Consider the following 17,491-nt stretch of genomic DNA (forward strand, 5'->3'; position numbering starts at 1 on the left):
GCTTATCAGGCCTACAAACGACGTATTGATTATGTAGGCCGAATGAGGCGTTCATGCCGCATCCGGCAAGTTGTATTGCCCAACTTCGCTAAATCTGGTGCTTTTTCAACAACGCGCGGAACTGATGATAGGTTAACCCCAGCAATTCAGCCGCGCGTTTCTGGTTATATTTCCCCTGTTGCAAACTGAGTTGCAGCAACTCTTTTTCCTGCTGCATCTGAAACTCACGTAAATCCAGCGGTAGCGTCGGAAGCGAGGTGGTTTCTGAAACGGCGATGGCTTCTTCAGGCGGGCGCCGTTTAAAGGGATCAATAATGATGTCATCAAGCGGATAATCGCTGGTGCCGTGGCGATACACCGAACGTTCCACCACGTTTTTCAATTCACGAATATTTCCTGGCCAGCGATAATTCAGCAACGTTTCTCTGGCGCGCTCGGTAAAACCCGGGAACAGAGGCAGCTTGATTTCCCGACACATCTGGATGGCAAAGTGTTCTGCCATCAACATAATGTCGCTTTCGCGCTCGCGCAGTGGTGGCAGTTGCACAACATCAAAAGCCAGGCGGTCCAGCAGGTCCGCGCGAAATGTACCTTCATTGACCATCGCCGGAAGATTGGCATTTGTCGCACATACCAGCCGCACATTGACCTGCAATGGCTGGCTGCCTCCGACGCGCTCCAGTTCACCATACTCAATCACGCGCAATAATTTTTCCTGCACCATCATCGGTGCTGTAGCGAGCTCATCAAGAAATAGCGTACCGCCGTCGGCACGTTCAAATCGTCCCGGATGTCGTTTTTGCGCGCCGGTAAATGCGCCAGCTTCGTGGCCAAACAGTTCGGAATCCAGCAGATTTTCATTTAACGCCGCGCAGTTAAGGGAAATAAACGGCCCTTGCCAACGAGAGGAGAGATAATGCAGACGGCTGGCAATCAGTTCTTTACCTGTTCCGCGCTCGCCGATGATGAGCACCGGTTTGTCCAGCGGCGCGAGATGCGAAACCTGTTCCAGCACTTCGAGAAAGCTGTTCGCCTCACCGAGTAAGTTATCTTTGTATTCTGCCATGATGAAATTCGCCACTTGTTAGTGTAATTCGCTAATTCATCCTGGCATGTTGCTGTTGAATCTTCAATCAGATCTTTATAAATCAAAAAGATAAAAAATTGGCACGCAAATTGTATTAACAGTTCAGCAGGACAATCCTGAACGAAGATATCAAGAGGACAACATTATGGGTATTTTTTCTCGCTTTGCCGACATCGTGAATGCCAACATCAACGCTCTGTTAGAGAAAGCGGAAGATCCACAGAAACTGGTGCGTCTGATGATCCAGGAAATGGAAGACACGCTGGTTGAAGTGCGTTCTACTTCGGCACGTGCGCTGGCGGAAAAGAAACAGCTGACTCGCCGTATTGAACAAGCGTCGGCGCGTGAAGTTGAGTGGCAGGAAAAAGCCGAACTGGCACTGCTGAAAGATAGAGAAGACCTGGCGCGTGCGGCGTTAATTGAAAAACAGAAACTGACCGATCTGATTAAGTCCCTGGAACATGAAGTGACGCTGGTGGACGATACGCTGGTGCGTATGAAGAAAGAGATTAGCGAGCTGGAAAACAAATTGAGCGAAACTCGTGCTCGCCAGCAGGCATTGATGTTGCGTCATCAGGCCGCAAACTCGTCGCGCGATGTGCGTCGTCAGTTGGACAGTGGCAAACTGGATGAAGCGATGGCCCGTTTCGAATCTTTCGAGCGCCGTATCGACCAGATGGAAGCAGAAGCGGAAAGCCACAGTTTCGGCAAACAAAAATCGCTGGATGATCAGTTTGCCGAGCTGAAAGCTGATGATGCAATCAGCGAGCAACTGGCACAATTAAAAGCCAAAATGAAGCAAGACAATCAATAATAACATCCAGGCGGCGTCCGAACACGCCGCCGCTCATCCCTTAAGGAGTACTTATGAGCGCGCTATTTCTGGCTATTCCGTTAACCATCTTTGTGCTGTTTGTTTTACCGATTTGGTTATGGCTGCATTACAGCAACCGCTCCAGTCGTGGAGAGCTTTCGCAAAGCGAGCAACAGCGATTAGCGCAACTGGCTGATGAAGCAAAACGGATGCGCGAACGTATTCAGGCGCTGGAATCCATTCTTGATGCAGAACATCCGAACTGGAGGGATCGCTAATGGCGGGTATTAATCTCAATAAAAAATTATGGCGTATTCCACAACAGGGTATGGTTCGCGGCGTTTGCGCGGGGATTGCTAACTATTTTGATGTACCGGTAAAACTGGTACGTATTCTGGTGGTGCTGTCGATTTTCTTCGGCCTGGCGCTGTTTACCCTGGTTGCTTACATCATTTTGTCATTTGCGCTTGATCCAATGCCGGACAACATGGCGTTTGGTGAACAACAACCTTCCAGCAGCGAATTGCTGGATGAAGTCGACCGTGAACTGGCGGCCAGTGAAACGCGTTTACGCGAGATGGAACGTTATGTCACTTCCGACACCTTCACGCTACGTAGTCGTTTCCGTCAACTGTGAGGAAAGTTATGAATACTCGCTGGCAACATGCCGGGCAAAAGATGAAGCCTGGTTTTAAATTAGCAGGCAAGCTGGTACTTCTTACCGCACTGCGCTACGGCCCGGCGGGCGTGGCTGGCTGGGCGATAAAATCAGTTGCTCGTCGACCGCTGAAAATGTTGCTGGCTGTGGCGCTGGAACCGCTATTAAGTCGGGCTGCCAATAAACTGGCGCAGCGTTATAAAAGGTGAGGGGAGTTCCGCAAAAATTGTTAGATCTCAGGCGTATAATGGATGGCAATTTTCATCCATAAAAGGACACTTATATGTTTAAAAAAGGCTTACTTGCTCTGACTCTGGTGTTTTCACTGCCTGTTTTCGCCGCTGAACACTGGATAGATGTTCGTGTTCCAGAGCAGTACCAGCAGGAACACGTTCAGGGGGCCATCAATATTCCCCTGAAGGAAGTGAAAGAGCGCATAGCCACCGCCGTTCCGGATAAAAACGACACCGTGAAAGTGTATTGCAACGCCGGGCGCCAGTCCGGGCAGGCAAAAGAGATCCTCAACGAGATGGGATATACCCACGTTGAGAACGTCGGTGGCCTGAAAGATATCGAAATGCCGAAGGTCAAAGGTTAACAAATTATTGCTTGAGCGGTGTAAATAACGCCGCTTATTCATTTGATAAATCAAAATTAACCCACATTATTATCTCCAGTATCTAATCCTTTCTACGGCTTTCTGGCACAGGACAGCAATGAAGCGACTTAAAAATGAACTTAATGCGCTGGTGAATCGTGGCGTCGACAGGCACCTGCGACTGGCGGTAACCGGACTTAGCCGTAGCGGCAAAACGGCGTTTATTACCGCGATGGTCAATCAGTTGCTCAATATTCATGCAGGAGCACGCTTGCCGCTGTTAAGTGCGGTGCGTGAAGAGCGCCTGCTGGGCGTAAAACGCATTCCCCAGCGTGACTTTGGCATTCCGCGCTTCACCTATGATGAAGGGCTGGCGCAGTTATATGGCGATCCTCCCGCCTGGCCGACGCCAACGCGCGGCGTCAGTGAAATCCGCCTGGCGCTACGTTTTAAATCGAATGATTCACTGCTGCGTCACTTCAAAGACACCTCTACGCTGTATCTGGAGATTGTGGATTATCCCGGCGAATGGCTGCTCGACCTGCCGATGCTGGCGCAGGATTACTTAAGTTGGTCGCGGCAGATGACGGGCTTACTCAATGGTCAGCGCGGCGAATGGTCGGCGAAATGGCGAATGATGTGCGAAGGGCTGGACCCGCTAGCGCCTGCCGACGAAAACCGACTGGCAGACATTGCCGCCGCGTGGACCGATTATCTCCACCAGTGTAAACAGCAGGGGCTGCACTTTATTCAGCCAGGGCGCTTTGTTTTGCCTGGCGATATGGCAGGAGCGCCCGCGCTGCAATTCTTCCCATGGCCAGATGTCGATGCCTGGGGCGAGTCCAAACTGGCGCAGGCCGATAAACACACCAACGCCGGAATGCTGCGCGAGCGGTTTAATTATTACTGTGAGAAGGTGGTGAAAGGGTTCTATAAGAATCATTTTCTGCGCTTTGACCGCCAGATTGTGCTGGTGGATTGCCTGCAACCTCTCAACAGTGGGCCACAGGCATTTAATGATATGCGTCTGGCGCTGACGCAGCTGATGCAAAGTTTCCACTACGGGCAGCGTACCCTGTTCCGGCGTTTGTTTTCGCCGGTTATTGATAAGCTATTGTTTGCTGCCACTAAAGCGGACCATGTGACCATCGATCAGCACGCCAATATGGTTTCATTACTGCAACAACTGATTCAGGATGCCTGGCAAAATGCGGCGTTCGAAGGGATCAGCATGGACTGCCTGGGGCTGGCGTCAGTTCAGGCGACCACCAGCGGCATTATTGATGTTAACGGTGAGAAAATCCCGGCGCTGCGCGGTAATCGACTCAGCGATGGGGCACCGCTCACTGTTTATCCTGGCGAAGTTCCTGCACGTTTGCCCGGTCAGGCGTTCTGGGATAAGCAAGGTTTCCAGTTTGAAGCGTTTCGTCCGCAGGTAATGGATGTCGACAAACCGCTGCCGCATATTCGTCTTGATGCTGCGCTGGAATTTTTAATAGGAGATAAATTGCGATGACCGAACCGTTAAAACCACGTATTGATTTCGACGGTCCGCTGGAGGTCGATCAGAATCCAAAATTCAGGGCGCAGCAGACCTTTGACGAAAGTCAGGCGCAAAATTTTGCCCCGGCCACGCTCGAAGAAGCGCAGGAAGAAGAGGGGCAAGTTGAAGCGGTAATGGACGCAGCGTTACGTCCGAAACGCAGTCTGTGGCGCAAAATGGTGATGGGCGGGCTGGCGCTGTTTGGCGCAAGCGTTGTCGGTCAGGGCGTGCAGTGGACAATGAACGCCTGGCAAACTCAGGACTGGGTGGCGCTGGGTGGTTGTGCCGCTGGGGCATTGATTATCGGCGCTGGCGTGGGTTCTGTGGTAACAGAATGGCGGCGTTTATGGCGCTTGCGCCAGCGTGCGCACGAACGCGACGAAGCACGCGATTTGTTGCACAGCCACGGCACGGGTAAAGGCCGCGCATTTTGCGAAAAACTGGCGCAGCAGGCGGGAATCGATCAGTCACATCCGGCGCTGCAACGCTGGTATGCCTCAATCCATGAAACGCAGAACGATCGTGAAGTGGTTAGTTTGTATGCTCACCTGGTCCAGCCGGTTTTAGATGCCCAGGCGCGGCGCGAAATCAGCCGATCAGCGGCGGAATCGACGTTGATGATTGCGGTCAGCCCGCTGGCGCTGGTGGACATGGCGTTTATCGCCTGGCGTAATCTGCGTTTGATTAATCGCATCGCCACGCTGTATGGCATTGAACTGGGGTATTACAGCCGTCTGCGCCTGTTTAAACTGGTCTTGCTGAATATCGCTTTCGCGGGTGCCAGCGAACTGGTGCGTGAAGTGGGGATGGACTGGATGTCGCAGGATCTCGCCGCGCGCTTGTCTACTCGCGCCGCTCAGGGAATAGGTGCCGGGTTACTGACCGCACGACTGGGGATCAAAGCTATGGAACTTTGCCGCCCGCTGCCGTGGATTGACAATGACAAACCACGTTTGGGTGATTTCCGTCGTCAGCTCATCGGTCAGGTAAAAGAGACGTTACAAAAGAGCAAAACGTCCGGCGAAAAATAGTGCACATTCGGGCGCTGATCGGATAGCTTTACGCCGAAGTGCCCGTTTATCCATCGTTGTGTCAATGTTTGTTGACAGAAACCTTCCTGCTACTCGAATAGTGTCATATCATCATATTTATTGTTCTTTTTCATGTGAAGGTTCCCATGCGTCTGGAAGTCTTTTGTGAAGACCGACTCGGTCTGACCCGCGAATTGCTCGACCTACTGGTGTTAAGAGGCATCGATTTACGCGGTATTGAGATTGACCCAATCGGGCGGATTTACCTGAATTTTGCCGAACTGGATTTTGACAGTTTCAGCAGTTTGATGGCGGAAATACGCCGTATTGCGGGCGTTACCGATGTGCGCACTGTGCCGTGGATGCCTTCCGAGCGAGAACATCAGGCGTTGAGCGCATTACTTGAAGCATTGCCTGAACCCGTGCTTTCTGTCGATATGAAAAGCAAGGTGGACATGGCAAATCCGGCGAGCTGTCAGCTATTCGGGCAAAAACTGGATCGTTTACGCAATCATACCGCTGCGCAATTGATTAACGGATTTAATTTTTTACGTTGGCTTGAGAGCGACCCGCAGGAATCACATAACGAACATGTAGTGATTAATGGACAAAATTTCCTGATGGAAATAACGCCTGTCTATCTTCAGGATGAAAACGACCAGCATGTCCTGACCGGTGCGGTAGTGATGCTGCGCTCAACAATCCGTATGGGCCGTCAGTTGCAAAATGTGGCTGCCCAGGATGTCAGCGCCTTCAGTCAGATCGTCGCTATCAGTCCTAAAATGAAGCACGCGGTAGAGCAGGCGCAAAAGTTGGCAATGTTAAGCGCACCGCTGCTGATCACGGGTGATACCGGCACGGGTAAAGATCTCTTTGCTTACGCTTGTCATCAGGCAAGCCCGCGTGCGGGTAAACCTTATCTGGCTCTGAACTGTGCTTCTATTCCAGAAGATGCTGTAGAGAGCGAACTGTTCGGGCATGCGCCGGAGGGGAAAAAAGGATTCTTTGAACAGGCTAACGGCGGCTCGGTTTTGCTGGATGAGATTGGCGAGATGTCGCCACGAATGCAGGCAAAATTATTGCGTTTTCTCAACGATGGCACTTTCCGTCGCGTTGGGGAAGACCACGAAGTGCATGTGGATGTGCGGGTAATTTGCGCGACTCAGAAGAATCTGGTCGAGCTGGTGCAAAAAGGCATGTTCCGCGAAGATCTCTATTATCGTCTGAACGTGCTGACGTTAAATCTGCCGCCGCTTCGCGACTGTCCACAGGACATCATGCCGTTAACCGAGCTGTTTGTTGCCCGATTTGCTGACGAGCAGGGAGTGCCGCGTCCGAAATTAGCTGCAGATCTGAATACCGTGCTTACGCGTTATGCATGGCCGGGGAACGTGCGGCAGTTGAAAAACGCTATTTACCGCGCACTGACGCAACTGGAAGGCTATGAACTGCGTCCGCAGGATATTTTGCTGCCGGATTATGACGCTGCAACTGTGGCCGTTGGTGAAGATGCAATGGAAGGTTCGCTGGACGAAATCACCAGCCGTTTTGAACGTTCGGTATTAACCCAGCTTTATCGCAATTACCCCAGTACGCGCAAACTGGCAAAACGTTTGGGCGTTTCACATACCGCGATTGCCAATAAATTGCGGGAATATGGGTTGAGTCAGAAGAAGAACGAAGAATAAGTGGGATAAATGCCTGATGGCGCAATACCATCAGGCATAATAATTTACGCTTTCAGTACCGAGAGAGCTGCTTCGTAATCCGGCTCGGTGGTGATTTCATTTACCAGCTGACTGAAAATCACATTATCATTTTCATCAATTACGACAACCGCACGTGCCGCCAGACCTTTCAGTGGGCCTTCAGCGATCTCAACACCGTAAGCTTGCAAGAATTCAGCGTTACGGAAAGTGGAGAGAGTGATAACGTTGTTCAGACCTTCCGCGCCGCAGAAACGAGACTGGGCAAACGGCAGATCGGCGGAGATGCACAGCACAACCGTGTTGTCGATTTCGGTTGCCAGTTGGTTAAACTTACGTACTGATGCGGCGCAAACACCGGTATCAATGCTCGGGAAAATGTTCAGCACTTTGCGTTTATCTGCAAACTGACCGAGGGTGACGTCAGACAGATCTTTTGCCACGAGAGTAAAAGTCTGCGCTTTGCTACCCGCTTGCGGGATGGAATTGGCGACTGTAACCGGGTTGCCCTGGAAATGAACGATTTGTGACATGATTATCTTTCCTGTTTACATATAGTTAACGTCACGCCTAGTTTATGCTAACTGTCAATAACACAGCAATCGCTATTTGCGCTTAATCCGCAGACCACCGCGGCAACAAGGAGTAAAGATGAGAACCGTTAAGGTATTTGAGGAAGCCTGGCCGTTACATACCCCGTTTGTTATTGCGCGGGGAAGCCGCAGTGAAGCGCGCGTGGTGGTGGTTGAACTGGAAGAAGATGGCGTCAAAGGTACGGGCGAATGTACACCTTATCCGCGCTATGGCGAAAGTGATGCCTCAGTTATGGCGCAAATAATGAGTGTGGTCCCACAACTGGAAAAAGGGCTGACGCGCGCAGAGTTGCAAAAAGTTCTACCTGCCGGTGCGGCGCGTAATGCGCTGGATTGTGCGCTGTGGGATCTGGCCGCAAGACAACAGCAGCAGACGCTGGCTGTATTTACCGGTATCTCTCTTCCTGAAACGATCACCACTGCGCAGACCGTAGTGATCGGTACGCCGGATCAGATGGCAGGCAGTGCCGCAGCATTATGGCAGGCTGGGGCTAAGCTGCTAAAAGTGAAGTTGGATAATCATCTTATCAGCGAGCGGATGGTGGCGATTCGCGCGGCAGTGCCGGATGCGACGTTAATTGTTGATGCTAATGAATCCTGGCGTGCGGAAGGACTGGCGGCGCGATGCCAGCTGCTCGCCGATCTAGGCGTCGCAATGCTGGAGCAACCGCTGCCGGCTCAGGACGATGCGGCGCTGGAGAATTTTATTCATCCATTGCCCATTTGCGCAGATGAAAGTTGTCATACCCGTAGCAACCTGAAGGCGCTGAAAGGGCGCTATGAGATGGTTAATATCAAGCTTGATAAAACCGGCGGCTTGACGGAAGCGTTGGCGCTGGCAACAGAAGCGCGTGCACAAGGTTTCAGCCTGATGTTGGGCTGCATGTTATGCACCTCACGCGCCATTAGCGCAGCATTACCGCTGGCGCCGCAGGTCAGCTTCGCCGATCTCGACGGGCCGACCTGGCTGGCGGTGGATGTGGAACCGGCTCTTCAGTTTACGACCGGCGAATTGCATCTTTAGGATGCCAGCGTAGTAAATTCGCCATCGCAAAAAGATATTTTTCGCTGGCCTCATCGGCGGAGATGGGGGGAAACTCAGCAGTGATACAGTGTAAGTTCAGGTCTGCACACCAACTGCCAAAGGAACCGGGGGTGTCGTAGCCGACGCTGGTTACTAGCGGCAATTCAAACGCCTGAACCAGCCATTCACCTAATTCACTGTGTCTGGGATCTTCAATACATGCCAGAGGATCGTGGAACGAGACGACCCAGGCGGGTTGAATGCGATGAATGAGCTGGCATAACGCTTGGGTTTCAGGTTCGGAGCCTGGTTTATCTCCGGTCAGTAAGACAACGTCACGCTCTTCGGCGGCGCTGTTCCAGCGATATACCGTTTCTCTCCTTCCAGTTGGCGGCAGGAAAGTTTCTGTTTAAATCCACACCATTGGCATTGGCACGTAGACCCAACTGACAACCGTCGGGATTCACACAGAGCACAACATGATGGCGGCGCAGAGACGGTGTTAATGTGCGTAATGCGCAGGAGAGGGCGACGACGGAAGAATTCTCATCGCCGTGGGTACCCGCAAGAATCAAACCACTTTCGCTACTGGCGGCATGGGCGGGAAACCAGAGCAGCGGCGCACCCAATAATGAACGTCCGTAATGTTCAGTTCCGGGCGGAAATGCGCCGCGTTCGGCGCGTGGGCGAGTTACGGTCATGATCGTCTCTGGTTCAGGAAGTATTACAGGCAGTGTTGTGCAAATTTTGCGGATTATCAAATCCTTTTCTTCAACGCTATGTTATCGATCTTTTATCACTTTTTTGCCGGAAGTTGTTTGCATTTTTATTGATGTGCAGATATCAGAAATATGCTGACTTAGATGTAAGTCGTAATGTTATATACATGGCGTATTTTATTCTTACTGGTTCTACCCATGTTAATCGCATCTGATTGATAAGTTCACCTTAATAAGTTTAATAAATCGTACTGCACATAGTACAGTACGATGGTACTTATATAATTGATTTACATGAAGAATGGCTTGTCACCATCAGTCCCAGGTTGATTGATGCCTATATTCTCACCAATGTGTTTCTCAGGTTTATCGATGATATCTGTGATTAATGCTGCGACACTCTTACGTGATACGATCGTACCTTTGAATGGTTCATTGCGTGAGGTAATCTCATAATCAATAATATCTTCATCAGTCAGCCAGGCAGGGCGAAGAATTGTATATTCCAGTCCAGAAGCCTCAATTGCGTCCGCAGCCCTGCGGAATGGTTTTAGGGGCTCACCAATAACTGCATTATTCCATTCGCCAAATTTTCCTGGAACTTCATTATAAATACCGAGGGAAAGAACAAAGATCAGACGTTTAACATCACAGGCTTTCATCGCAGCGATCACTGAATTTGCCTGAATATCTAAATCTTCCCCCGTAAGGTTGGCATACACAACATCCTGTCCCTGCATGGCCTGTTTCAGTGCTCCATGATTCAGTACATCCCCCATAATAATCTGGCTATTAGTTGGATAGGGGGTGTGGATTTTTGCTGGCTGACGGGCAAATAAAGTTTGTTTAATGGTTTTTTTATCTGCCAGTTGATTAATCACATGGCGGGCTATCTGACCGCCAGCACCAAGAATCAGTACATTTTTCATAATATTTCTCATGAAACTTATCCCAGATGGGTGTTGAAAAAAGGAATAACTTTTGCTAGCGCCTCCTGAACTGCTTCCGGTTTGTCATACAGTTCATAATGTGAGAAATCGGGTAACGAAACTAACTGACGATCCTGCGAAACCATCGCCCGGCCATAGACTTCCAGTCCATCACGATAAGCACCGAAGGCACCGACTTTTTCACCAACTACTACCATCACCGGCTGAGTCAGTAACACTTCAGTAAATGCGAAGGCATCCCAGGCCAGCGTTTTCTGTGCATGTGAGAACAACATTTTTGTCGCACCTCCCGGTTGTTGCCCGCGTGGTGTTTTATAGTAGTCAGTTGCTTCATAAACATCGCGTTCGGTCAGTCCATGGGCTTTTGCTGCATCCAGGCTGGCGGGAAGTAATTCGTTGATCTGTAATTCTCCACAACGAGCCTCTTTGGTTCGTTGTGACGCCATTGCATTCAATGCGCCAATCGGATCGTAATTGCTGAAACCTTCCCGAAAAAGACGCCCGATATTAACACCCGTAATACTCACTACAGCTTTAATTCGTTTTTCTGTCAGCGCGGCATTAATGGCATAGCCACCACCCCCACACACTCCCAGCACGCCAATGCGTTCAGCATCAACATATGGCAGAGTTACTGCATAATCGATAACACGGCTAATATCCTCTACGCGCTGTGTCGGATCTTCTATCCAGCGAGGCTCCCCACCAGATTCTCCCTGGAAACTGGCGTCATAAGCGAGAACGACATAGCCTTTTTCAGCCAATGCCTTGCCATAGATAATGCCAGACGTCTGCTCCTTACAACTGCCAAAAGGATGGACGCTGATAATCGCCGGATACTGTTTTGACTCATCAAAATTTGGTGGAAACTGAATATTGGCAGCAATATGCCAGGCCATATCACTATTGCGGATTTGAATATGTTTCATTACAGAGTTTCCTCAAAGAACGGAGCTAATACTGAAATTGCTTCAGCCACATAGGCTTTGCCGTCATAAAGATCCATATGGTTTGCGCCTTCAACAATGTGATAGCGTTTATCCTGGCTTGATGCCCGATCGTACAGGTCGTCACTCATCCATTTGCTCCCTGCCTGGCTGCCCGCCACAATCTGCATCGGCTGAGTCAGGTACACTTCCGCCATATGGTAAGCATCATAGGTAATAATCTGGTTAAGGCTGCGCAAAGTAGCGTAACCCGGTGCTGTTGGATACTGCGCACGAGGGGTGTGGTAATACTCCCAGGCCTGACGCAGTTCTTCGTTCGGCGCATCGGCCTCCTTCATTGGAGCCAGTGGCATAATGGCGTATTCTTCGCTGCTAATATCGCTGGTTCGGGCGTTTGAGCCAGCTTCAATGTGTGGCAGAGCATCAATAGATTTCACATTGTTTTCCCAACCATTGCGGAACATCGAACCAATATTGACCGCACTAACGGTACCGATGGCCTTGATACGGCGATCCTGAATTGCAGCATTGGCTGTATATCCTGCACCGGCACAAATTCCCATCGCACCAATTCGGGTATTGTCGACATAAGAAAGAGTTGTCAGGTAATCAATCACAGCACTGACGTCTTCAGTACGAATGTATGGGTTTTCTAACTGACGCGGCTCGCCGCCACTTTCACCTTGATAAGATGCGTCATAAGCAATGGTGACAAATCCCTTTTCCGCCAGTTTTTCGGCATAAGTTCCGGCCGTTTGTTCTTTAACGCCCCCACCTGGGTGAGATACCACAATTGCCGGATACTGACGGGTTTCATCAAATTTTGGAGGGAAATAGATCACTGCAGACAAAGAGATGGTTGGATTATTGCTGTTAGTGAAGCTGACTTTATTATTCATCATTCCGTTCCTCATGGAGTTGTCGGTTCGTTTTAACGGTTGGTGATATCACTATAGATATTGATCATTAAGTTGATTAGACCCAAAATCATGATTAGACCTATCATTTAAATGATTAATAAATTGTATGGAGATACTGAATGAAGCGTGAAGAAATCGCTGATCTTATGGCGTTTGTCGTCGTTGCAGAGGAGCGTAGCTTCACTCGCGCAGCAGCCCGCCTGAGCATGGCGCAGTCAGCTTTAAGCCAGATAGTGCGCCGTATAGAAGAACGATTGGGATTGCGGCTTCTGACGCGAACCACGCGCAGCGTTGTACCAACTGAAGCGGGCGAGCATCTTTTGTCTGTTCTTGGCCCTATGCTGCATGACATAGATTCTGCCCTGACATCCTTGAGCGATCTGCAGAACCGCCCATCCGGGACAATACGTATTACTACTGTAGAACATGCAGCAAAAACGATATTGTTACCAGCCATGCGTACATTCCTGAAATCGCATCCTGAAATTGATATTCAGCTTACTATTGATTATGGTTTGACCGATGTCGTTTCTGAACGTTTTGATGCAGGCGTCCGTCTGGGTGGGGAGATGGATAAAGATATGATCGCCATTCGAATCGGACCTGATATACCAATGGCTATTGTTGGTTCAACGGATTATTTTTCTCGCCGAAGTGTTCCAACGTCAGTGTCACAATTAATAGATCATCAGGCAATTAATTTGTATCTTCCCACATCGGGTACAGCAAATCGCTGGAGATTAATACGCGGTGGACGTGAAGTTCGTGTTCGCATGGAAGGTCAGCTTTTACTAAATACGATAGACCTGATCATTGATGCTGCAATTGATGGGCATGGATTGGCGTATCTACCTTATGATCAGGTTGAGCGGGCTATTAAAGAAAAAAAACTGATACGTGTTCTGGATAAATTCACACCAGATTTACCCGGTTATCACCTGTACTATCCACACCGTCGACATGCTGGCTCGGCATTCTCATTATTTATAGATAGGCTGAAGTATAAAGGTGCTGTTTAGCACTACTTGCTGATACATTAATTTAATTCTTCTCTTAACGTATTCTCAGTTCCTTTCAACGCTTTGGTCATTTTTTATTCTTCGTACAATGGCGACAGATGCTGATTATGATACCGAAAACGGGTTTGAACGTGCGAAGCCCGAACGTAGTGTTCGGTGTTCTAAGTGCTTTGCCGCATTTTGGAGTCTATTATTTACACTAAATCTGATTTAATATATTGATACTTAAAACATTTGATGCTTCCTGTGTCACTTTTTTGATGGAAGTTGTTTGCATTTCTTTAAGGCGAAACAAATAATTACGCATCAATTTTAATGTCGGTCTGAGGGTAACTTATGAAGCACTCTGTTTCAGTAACTTGTTGTGCGCTGTTAGTCAGCAGCATTTCTCTTTCGTATGCTGCTGATGTTCCGAGCGGCACAGTACTGGCAGACAAGCAGGAGCTGGTGCGTCATATTAAGGATGAGCCTGCATCATTGGATCCCGCGAAAGCGGTTGGTTTGCCGGAGATTCAGGTGATTCGCGATTTGTTTGAAGGACTCGTGAATCAGAATGAAAAAGGGGAGATTGTCCCCGGCGTCGCCACCCGGTGGAAAAGTAATGACAACCGTATCTGGACCTTTACCCTGCGCGATGATGCTAAATGGGCAGATGGCACACCGGTTACAGCGCAGGATTTTGTCTATAGCTGGCAACGTCTGGTAGACCCGAAAACGTTGTCCCCATTTGCCTGGTTTGCCGCGCTGGCGGGGGTAAACAATGCTCAGGCGATTATTGATGGTAAAGCGACGCCTGACCAACTTGGCGTCACTGCCGTTGATGCCCATACCCTGAAAATCCAGCTTGATAAGCCATTGCCGTGGTTTGTTAATTTGACGGCCAACTTTGCCTTCTTCCCGGTGCAAAAGCCAACGTTGAAAGCGGTAAAGATTGGACAAAACCAGGGAAACTTATCGGCAACGGCGCATATGTGCTTAAAGAACGCGTGGTGAATGAAAAGCTGGTGGTTGTACCGAATACCCATTATTGGGATAACGCAAAAACGGTACTGCAAAAAGTGACTTTCCTGCCGATTAACCAGGAGTCCGCTGCCACGAAACGTTATCTTGCAGGTGATATTGATATCACTGAATCCTTCCCGAAAAATATGTATCAAAAGCTGTTGAAGGATATTCCAGGGCAGGTTTATACACCGCCGCAGTTGGGGACTTATTATTATGCCTTCAATACGCAAAAAGGGCCGACGGCAGATCAACGCGTTCGTCTGGCATTAAGTATGACGATTGACCGCCGCCTGATGACAGAAAAAGTATTAGGCACCGGTGAAAAACCAGCATGGCATTTTACGCCAGATGTTACTGCCGGATTTACGCCGGAGCCTTCGCCGTTTGAACAAATGAGTCAGGAAGAACTGAATGCGCAGGCAAAAACTTTGTTGAGCGCAGCCGGTTATGGTCCGCAAAAACCGCTGAAGCTGACGCTGTTGTATAACACTTCAGAAAACCATCAGAAAATTGCGATTGCCGTAGCATCGATGTGGAAAAAGAATCTTGGTGTGGACGTCAAATTGCAAAATCAGGAATGGAAAACCTATATCGATAGCCGTAACACCGGTAATTTTGACGTTATCCGCGCATCATGGGTTGGGGACTATAATGAACCGTCTACCTTCCTGACGCTGTTAACGTCAACGCACTCGGGAAATATTTCACGTTTTAATAATCCGGCATACGATAAAGTGCTGGCCCAGGCATCGACTGAAAATACCGTTAAAGCGCGCAATGCTGATTACAACGCGGCAGAGAAAGTTCTCATAGAACAAGCGCCTATTGCACCGATTTACCAGTATACCAATGGGCGATTAATCAAACCGTGGTTGAAAGGTTATCCCATTAATAACCCGGAAGATGTGGCCTATAGCCGCACAATGTATATTGTGAAGCATTAATATGATGTCATCTGGCGCGTTTATGCGCGCCAGATTTAACAACCCCGATAAAATACCTTCTTTTTTAAAATCCCCCCTATAAAAATCACACCCAAGATAATTATTTGAATTTTTCTACCAATGTCCAGCATAAATAATAATCAAATATTTTATTTAAAAGGTGTATTACATACTCCCAATATAAGCTGTGCTTTACTTTTCTTTACAACGCAAGACGTATTGCGTTCCTTGTGAAAATTTTCATTCGCAAACAGACACACAGCTAAAATGGGGTGGTAAAATGAAAAAATCCTTAGCTATTCCTTTAGTTATCTCGTTATTACTCCTTCATTATCCTTCTTTAAGTCTGGCCGCAGAATCACTGCCCGATGCCACGTCGTTGGGGCTGGAAAACTTAACGAATGATCTCTCACGACAAGAATTGTTTGTAAAAATACTGGAATCGGATCCATCTCGTGATAAAGAGTTTGATTCCTTTGCGGTAAAAAAATACTTTAAATTTCCGGCTGATGTTGCTTACGATTCGGTATTGAATCAACCACGACCCAGTTCTTTATTTGGTGTGGATATCAGCCATCATAACGGTAAAAACTTCCCGATCGAACTGTTGGCAAAAAATAAGTCTGTGTTCTTGTATATGAAGTCCAGTCAAGGAACGCGTTATGTTGATCCTGAATTCGCCGGTTTTTGGCAACGGGCCGGGGCTACGGAACGGGGAGTAAAATTACACCGTGGAGCATATCATTTTCTTTCCAGCGGCACTCCTGCAGACGACGCTGAAACATGGGGACGCAAGCAGGCGATGACGTTTGTTAAAATTATTAAAGCTAACGGGGGATTACGTGCAACGGATATGCCACCGGCGGTGGATGTGGAGTGGGATGTGGACTCATCAACGGGTAAGGATCGTTGGCAAAAGCGTAAACCTGCTGAAATTATAACGATGATCAAGGCTTTTACCGCACAGGTTGAAGCCGATTTAGGGCGTAAACCGGTTATCTACACTGCGCGGGCGTGGTGGAAAGATGCCGTCGGCGGAGAAAAAAGTTTTGCCCAGGTTGCAGAACATCATCTGTGGCTGGCTGATTATTCTAATCAGGCACAGGCCAGCGAAACGCCGCGTTCAATTAACCAGACAAAATGGGCAATCTGGCAGTTTACCGATGCTGCGCAGCTTAATTTGGGATCAAGTAAGAAATTCGATGCCAGTATATTCAAGGGCCCGACCGCTGAGTTTTATTCCACTCTGGGTGTGCAGGAGTTTTAAATCATGAACAGGCGATGGCCAAATTTATGTAAAACGGTCCTGGGGCTGTTAATTGCCGGAATATCACAGGGAATATCAGATGCACGTGCAGATGATATTTGTAAAAATGGTGCAATGGTTCCTGATGAGTATTGTCGTTTTTTTATCCATTATGGACCTGAGGCTCCTGGTCAACTGGATATCCGAATCAGTGATGCGTTAAAAATACCCGATCAGGATGCAGCGAAAACTCGCGCGATTGGACTGATTATTTCAATTTCAAAATATCCACTGTTACATGCAGATATTCCGGCAGCCGCGGTGGATGGACAAAGAATGGCTGAATTTCTGATCAATGGACAGAAGTTTGATGAGGTTATTTTACTTAGAGATCAGGAAGCTTCATTAGATAATATTAATTATTTTTTAAAGGAATATCTCCCTGCCAGAGGGATGATGTTTGATAAGAAAGCTCGTTTGTTAATTGCTTATTCAGGTCATGGGCGTTTTGGCACTCAAAATGGTAACTCTGATAAGGCACCGGCATTTGTTTTGAGTAATGCTACGGATATCGATGGTTCAAAAGGTATGTATGAAATGCCAGCTTTCAATGCTCAACTCAACATTCTGGCAAGCGTTATTTCCATATTTTGACTTTAGTCAATGCTTGTTTTGGTTCAGGTCTTT

At 48.6% G+C, this 17,491-nt stretch carries 17 protein-coding genes and 2 pseudogenes; 13 read left to right on the forward strand and 6 right to left on the reverse strand.

Features of this window, described 5'->3' with window-relative positions; all coding sequences use genetic code 11:
• Positions 1 to 88 precede the first annotated feature (88 nt).
• Entirely contained in the window at positions 89 to 1,066 is a 978-nt protein-coding gene (pspF, locus tag FEM44_RS21615) for a phage shock protein operon transcriptional activator (RefSeq protein WP_135522689.1), read from the reverse strand.
• Positions 1,067 to 1,232: 166 nt separating this feature from the next.
• Between pspF and pspA the strand changes: the two genes are divergently transcribed.
• The 8 genes from pspA to tyrR all read left to right on the forward strand — a co-directional run bounded on the left by pspA (position 1,233) and on the right by tyrR (position 7,419).
• Complete coding sequence (gene pspA / locus FEM44_RS21620; protein WP_135522688.1) at positions 1,233 to 1,901, forward strand: phage shock protein PspA; 669 nt, start codon at positions 1,233 to 1,235, stop codon at positions 1,899 to 1,901.
• Between the two features lie 53 nt (positions 1,902 to 1,954).
• A complete protein-coding gene (pspB, locus tag FEM44_RS21625) occupies positions 1,955 to 2,179 on the forward strand; it encodes an envelope stress response membrane protein PspB (protein ID WP_001274965.1) in 225 nt (74 codons plus the stop codon).
• Positions 2,179 to 2,538, forward strand: a complete 360-nt coding sequence (pspC, locus tag FEM44_RS21630) for an envelope stress response membrane protein PspC (RefSeq protein ID WP_130208793.1) — start codon at positions 2,179 to 2,181, stop codon at positions 2,536 to 2,538. Before pspB ends, pspC begins: the two co-directional genes overlap by 1 nt.
• An 8-nt stretch (positions 2,539 to 2,546) precedes the next feature.
• Entirely contained in the window at positions 2,547 to 2,768 is a 222-nt protein-coding gene (pspD, locus tag FEM44_RS21635; protein WP_064527286.1) for a phage shock protein PspD, read from the forward strand.
• A 74-nt stretch (positions 2,769 to 2,842) separates the two neighbouring features.
• The gene (gene pspE / locus FEM44_RS21640) at positions 2,843 to 3,157 is read left to right on the forward strand and encodes a thiosulfate sulfurtransferase PspE (protein ID WP_064527288.1); all 315 of its coding nucleotides are present in this window, start codon (positions 2,843 to 2,845) and stop codon (positions 3,155 to 3,157) included.
• 118 nt (positions 3,158 to 3,275) lie between these two features.
• The gene (locus FEM44_RS21645) at positions 3,276 to 4,673 is read left to right on the forward strand and encodes a YcjX family protein (protein WP_130208791.1); all 1,398 of its coding nucleotides are present in this window, start codon (positions 3,276 to 3,278) and stop codon (positions 4,671 to 4,673) included.
• Entirely contained in the window at positions 4,670 to 5,731 is a 1,062-nt protein-coding gene (locus FEM44_RS21650) for a YcjF family protein (RefSeq protein WP_135522687.1), read from the forward strand. Before FEM44_RS21645 ends, FEM44_RS21650 begins: the two co-directional genes overlap by 4 nt.
• Before the next feature lie 146 nt (positions 5,732 to 5,877).
• On the forward strand, positions 5,878 to 7,419 hold the full coding sequence (gene tyrR, locus FEM44_RS21655) for a transcriptional regulator TyrR (RefSeq protein ID WP_135522686.1): 1,542 nt from the start codon (positions 5,878 to 5,880) through the stop codon (positions 7,417 to 7,419).
• Positions 7,420 to 7,463: 44 nt separating this feature from the next.
• Here tyrR and tpx read toward each other — a convergent pair whose 3' ends face one another.
• Positions 7,464 to 7,970: a thiol peroxidase gene (gene tpx, locus FEM44_RS21660; protein ID WP_135522685.1), complete on the reverse strand. Its 507-nt coding sequence runs from the start codon at positions 7,968 to 7,970 to the stop codon at positions 7,464 to 7,466.
• Positions 7,971 to 8,088: 118 nt separating this feature from the next.
• On the opposite strand from tpx, the gene ycjG reads away from it, so the two are divergent.
• A complete protein-coding gene (ycjG, locus tag FEM44_RS21665; protein WP_130216096.1) occupies positions 8,089 to 9,054 on the forward strand; it encodes an L-Ala-D/L-Glu epimerase in 966 nt (321 codons plus the stop codon).
• Here ycjG and mpaA read toward each other — a convergent pair.
• The 4 genes and pseudogenes from mpaA to FEM44_RS21685 all read right to left on the reverse strand — a co-directional run bounded on the left by mpaA (position 9,029) and on the right by FEM44_RS21685 (position 12,572).
• Positions 9,029 to 9,755, reverse strand: a pseudogene (gene mpaA, locus FEM44_RS21670) (murein tripeptide amidase MpaA). The gene ycjG and the pseudogene mpaA overlap by 26 nt on opposite strands.
• Before the next feature lie 308 nt (positions 9,756 to 10,063).
• Complete coding sequence (locus FEM44_RS21675; RefSeq protein ID WP_135522683.1) at positions 10,064 to 10,702, reverse strand: SDR family oxidoreductase; 639 nt, start codon at positions 10,700 to 10,702, stop codon at positions 10,064 to 10,066.
• A 17-nt stretch (positions 10,703 to 10,719) separates the two neighbouring features.
• Positions 10,720 to 11,652 (reverse strand): alpha/beta hydrolase, encoded by a 933-nt coding sequence (locus tag FEM44_RS21680; RefSeq protein ID WP_135522682.1) that lies wholly within the window; start codon positions 11,650 to 11,652, stop codon positions 10,720 to 10,722.
• Positions 11,652 to 12,572 carry an alpha/beta hydrolase gene (locus FEM44_RS21685; RefSeq protein ID WP_000981715.1) on the reverse strand — a complete coding sequence of 307 codons (921 nt, stop codon included), beginning with the start codon at positions 12,570 to 12,572 and terminating at the stop codon, positions 11,652 to 11,654. The genes FEM44_RS21680 and FEM44_RS21685 overlap by 1 nt, the downstream gene beginning before the upstream one ends.
• A 137-nt stretch (positions 12,573 to 12,709) precedes the next feature.
• Here FEM44_RS21685 and pgrR point away from each other — a divergent pair, with 137 nt between their 5' ends.
• From pgrR to FEM44_RS25645, 4 genes and pseudogenes are all read left to right on the forward strand, one after another.
• Positions 12,710 to 13,609, forward strand: a complete 900-nt coding sequence (gene pgrR, locus FEM44_RS21690; RefSeq protein ID WP_138159178.1) for a DNA-binding transcriptional regulator PgrR — start codon at positions 12,710 to 12,712, stop codon at positions 13,607 to 13,609.
• 336 nt (positions 13,610 to 13,945) lie between these two features.
• A pseudogene (gene mppA / locus FEM44_RS21700) lies at positions 13,946 to 15,558 on the forward strand (murein tripeptide ABC transporter substrate-binding protein MppA).
• Between the two features lie 280 nt (positions 15,559 to 15,838).
• Entirely contained in the window at positions 15,839 to 16,825 is a 987-nt protein-coding gene (locus tag FEM44_RS21705) for a glycoside hydrolase family 25 protein (RefSeq protein ID WP_135522680.1), read from the forward strand.
• 3 nt (positions 16,826 to 16,828) lie between these two features.
• Positions 16,829 to 17,458, forward strand: a complete 630-nt coding sequence (locus tag FEM44_RS25645; RefSeq protein WP_240726844.1) for a caspase family protein — start codon at positions 16,829 to 16,831, stop codon at positions 17,456 to 17,458.
• Positions 17,459 to 17,491 lie beyond the last annotated feature (33 nt).

This window comes from Escherichia sp. E4742 (assembly GCF_005843885.1).
Classification (GTDB): domain Bacteria; phylum Pseudomonadota; class Gammaproteobacteria; order Enterobacterales; family Enterobacteriaceae; genus Escherichia.

Excerpts from the sequence above, each read along its gene's own strand:
- tyrR (WP_135522686.1), top strand. The coding sequence starts at position 5,878 with ATGCGTCTGGAAGTCTTTTGTGAAGACCGACTCGGTCTGACCCGCGAA.
- FEM44_RS21645 (WP_130208791.1), top strand. The coding sequence starts at position 3,276 with ATGAAGCGACTTAAAAATGAACTTAATGCGCTGGTGAATCGTGGCGTC.
- FEM44_RS21705 (WP_135522680.1), top strand. The coding sequence starts at position 15,839 with ATGAAAAAATCCTTAGCTATTCCTTTAGTTATCTCGTTATTACTCCTT.
- pspF (WP_135522689.1), bottom strand. The coding sequence starts at position 1,066 with ATGGCAGAATACAAAGATAACTTACTCGGTGAGGCGAACAGCTTTCTC.
- ycjG (WP_130216096.1), top strand. The coding sequence starts at position 8,089 with ATGAGAACCGTTAAGGTATTTGAGGAAGCCTGGCCGTTACATACCCCG.
- pgrR (WP_138159178.1), top strand. The coding sequence starts at position 12,710 with ATGAAGCGTGAAGAAATCGCTGATCTTATGGCGTTTGTCGTCGTTGCA.
- pspA (WP_135522688.1), top strand. The coding sequence starts at position 1,233 with ATGGGTATTTTTTCTCGCTTTGCCGACATCGTGAATGCCAACATCAAC.
- FEM44_RS21675 (WP_135522683.1), bottom strand. The coding sequence starts at position 10,702 with ATGAAAAATGTACTGATTCTTGGTGCTGGCGGTCAGATAGCCCGCCAT.
- pspD (WP_064527286.1), top strand. The coding sequence starts at position 2,547 with ATGAATACTCGCTGGCAACATGCCGGGCAAAAGATGAAGCCTGGTTTT.
- pspE (WP_064527288.1), top strand. The coding sequence starts at position 2,843 with ATGTTTAAAAAAGGCTTACTTGCTCTGACTCTGGTGTTTTCACTGCCT.
- FEM44_RS21685 (WP_000981715.1), bottom strand. The coding sequence starts at position 12,572 with ATGATGAATAATAAAGTCAGCTTCACTAACAGCAATAATCCAACCATC.
- tpx (WP_135522685.1), bottom strand. The coding sequence starts at position 7,970 with ATGTCACAAATCGTTCATTTCCAGGGCAACCCGGTTACAGTCGCCAAT.
- pspB (WP_001274965.1), top strand. The coding sequence starts at position 1,955 with ATGAGCGCGCTATTTCTGGCTATTCCGTTAACCATCTTTGTGCTGTTT.
- FEM44_RS21680 (WP_135522682.1), bottom strand. The coding sequence starts at position 11,652 with ATGAAACATATTCAAATCCGCAATAGTGATATGGCCTGGCATATTGCT.
- FEM44_RS25645 (WP_240726844.1), top strand. The coding sequence starts at position 16,829 with ATGAACAGGCGATGGCCAAATTTATGTAAAACGGTCCTGGGGCTGTTA.
- pspC (WP_130208793.1), top strand. The coding sequence starts at position 2,179 with ATGGCGGGTATTAATCTCAATAAAAAATTATGGCGTATTCCACAACAG.
- FEM44_RS21650 (WP_135522687.1), top strand. The coding sequence starts at position 4,670 with ATGACCGAACCGTTAAAACCACGTATTGATTTCGACGGTCCGCTGGAG.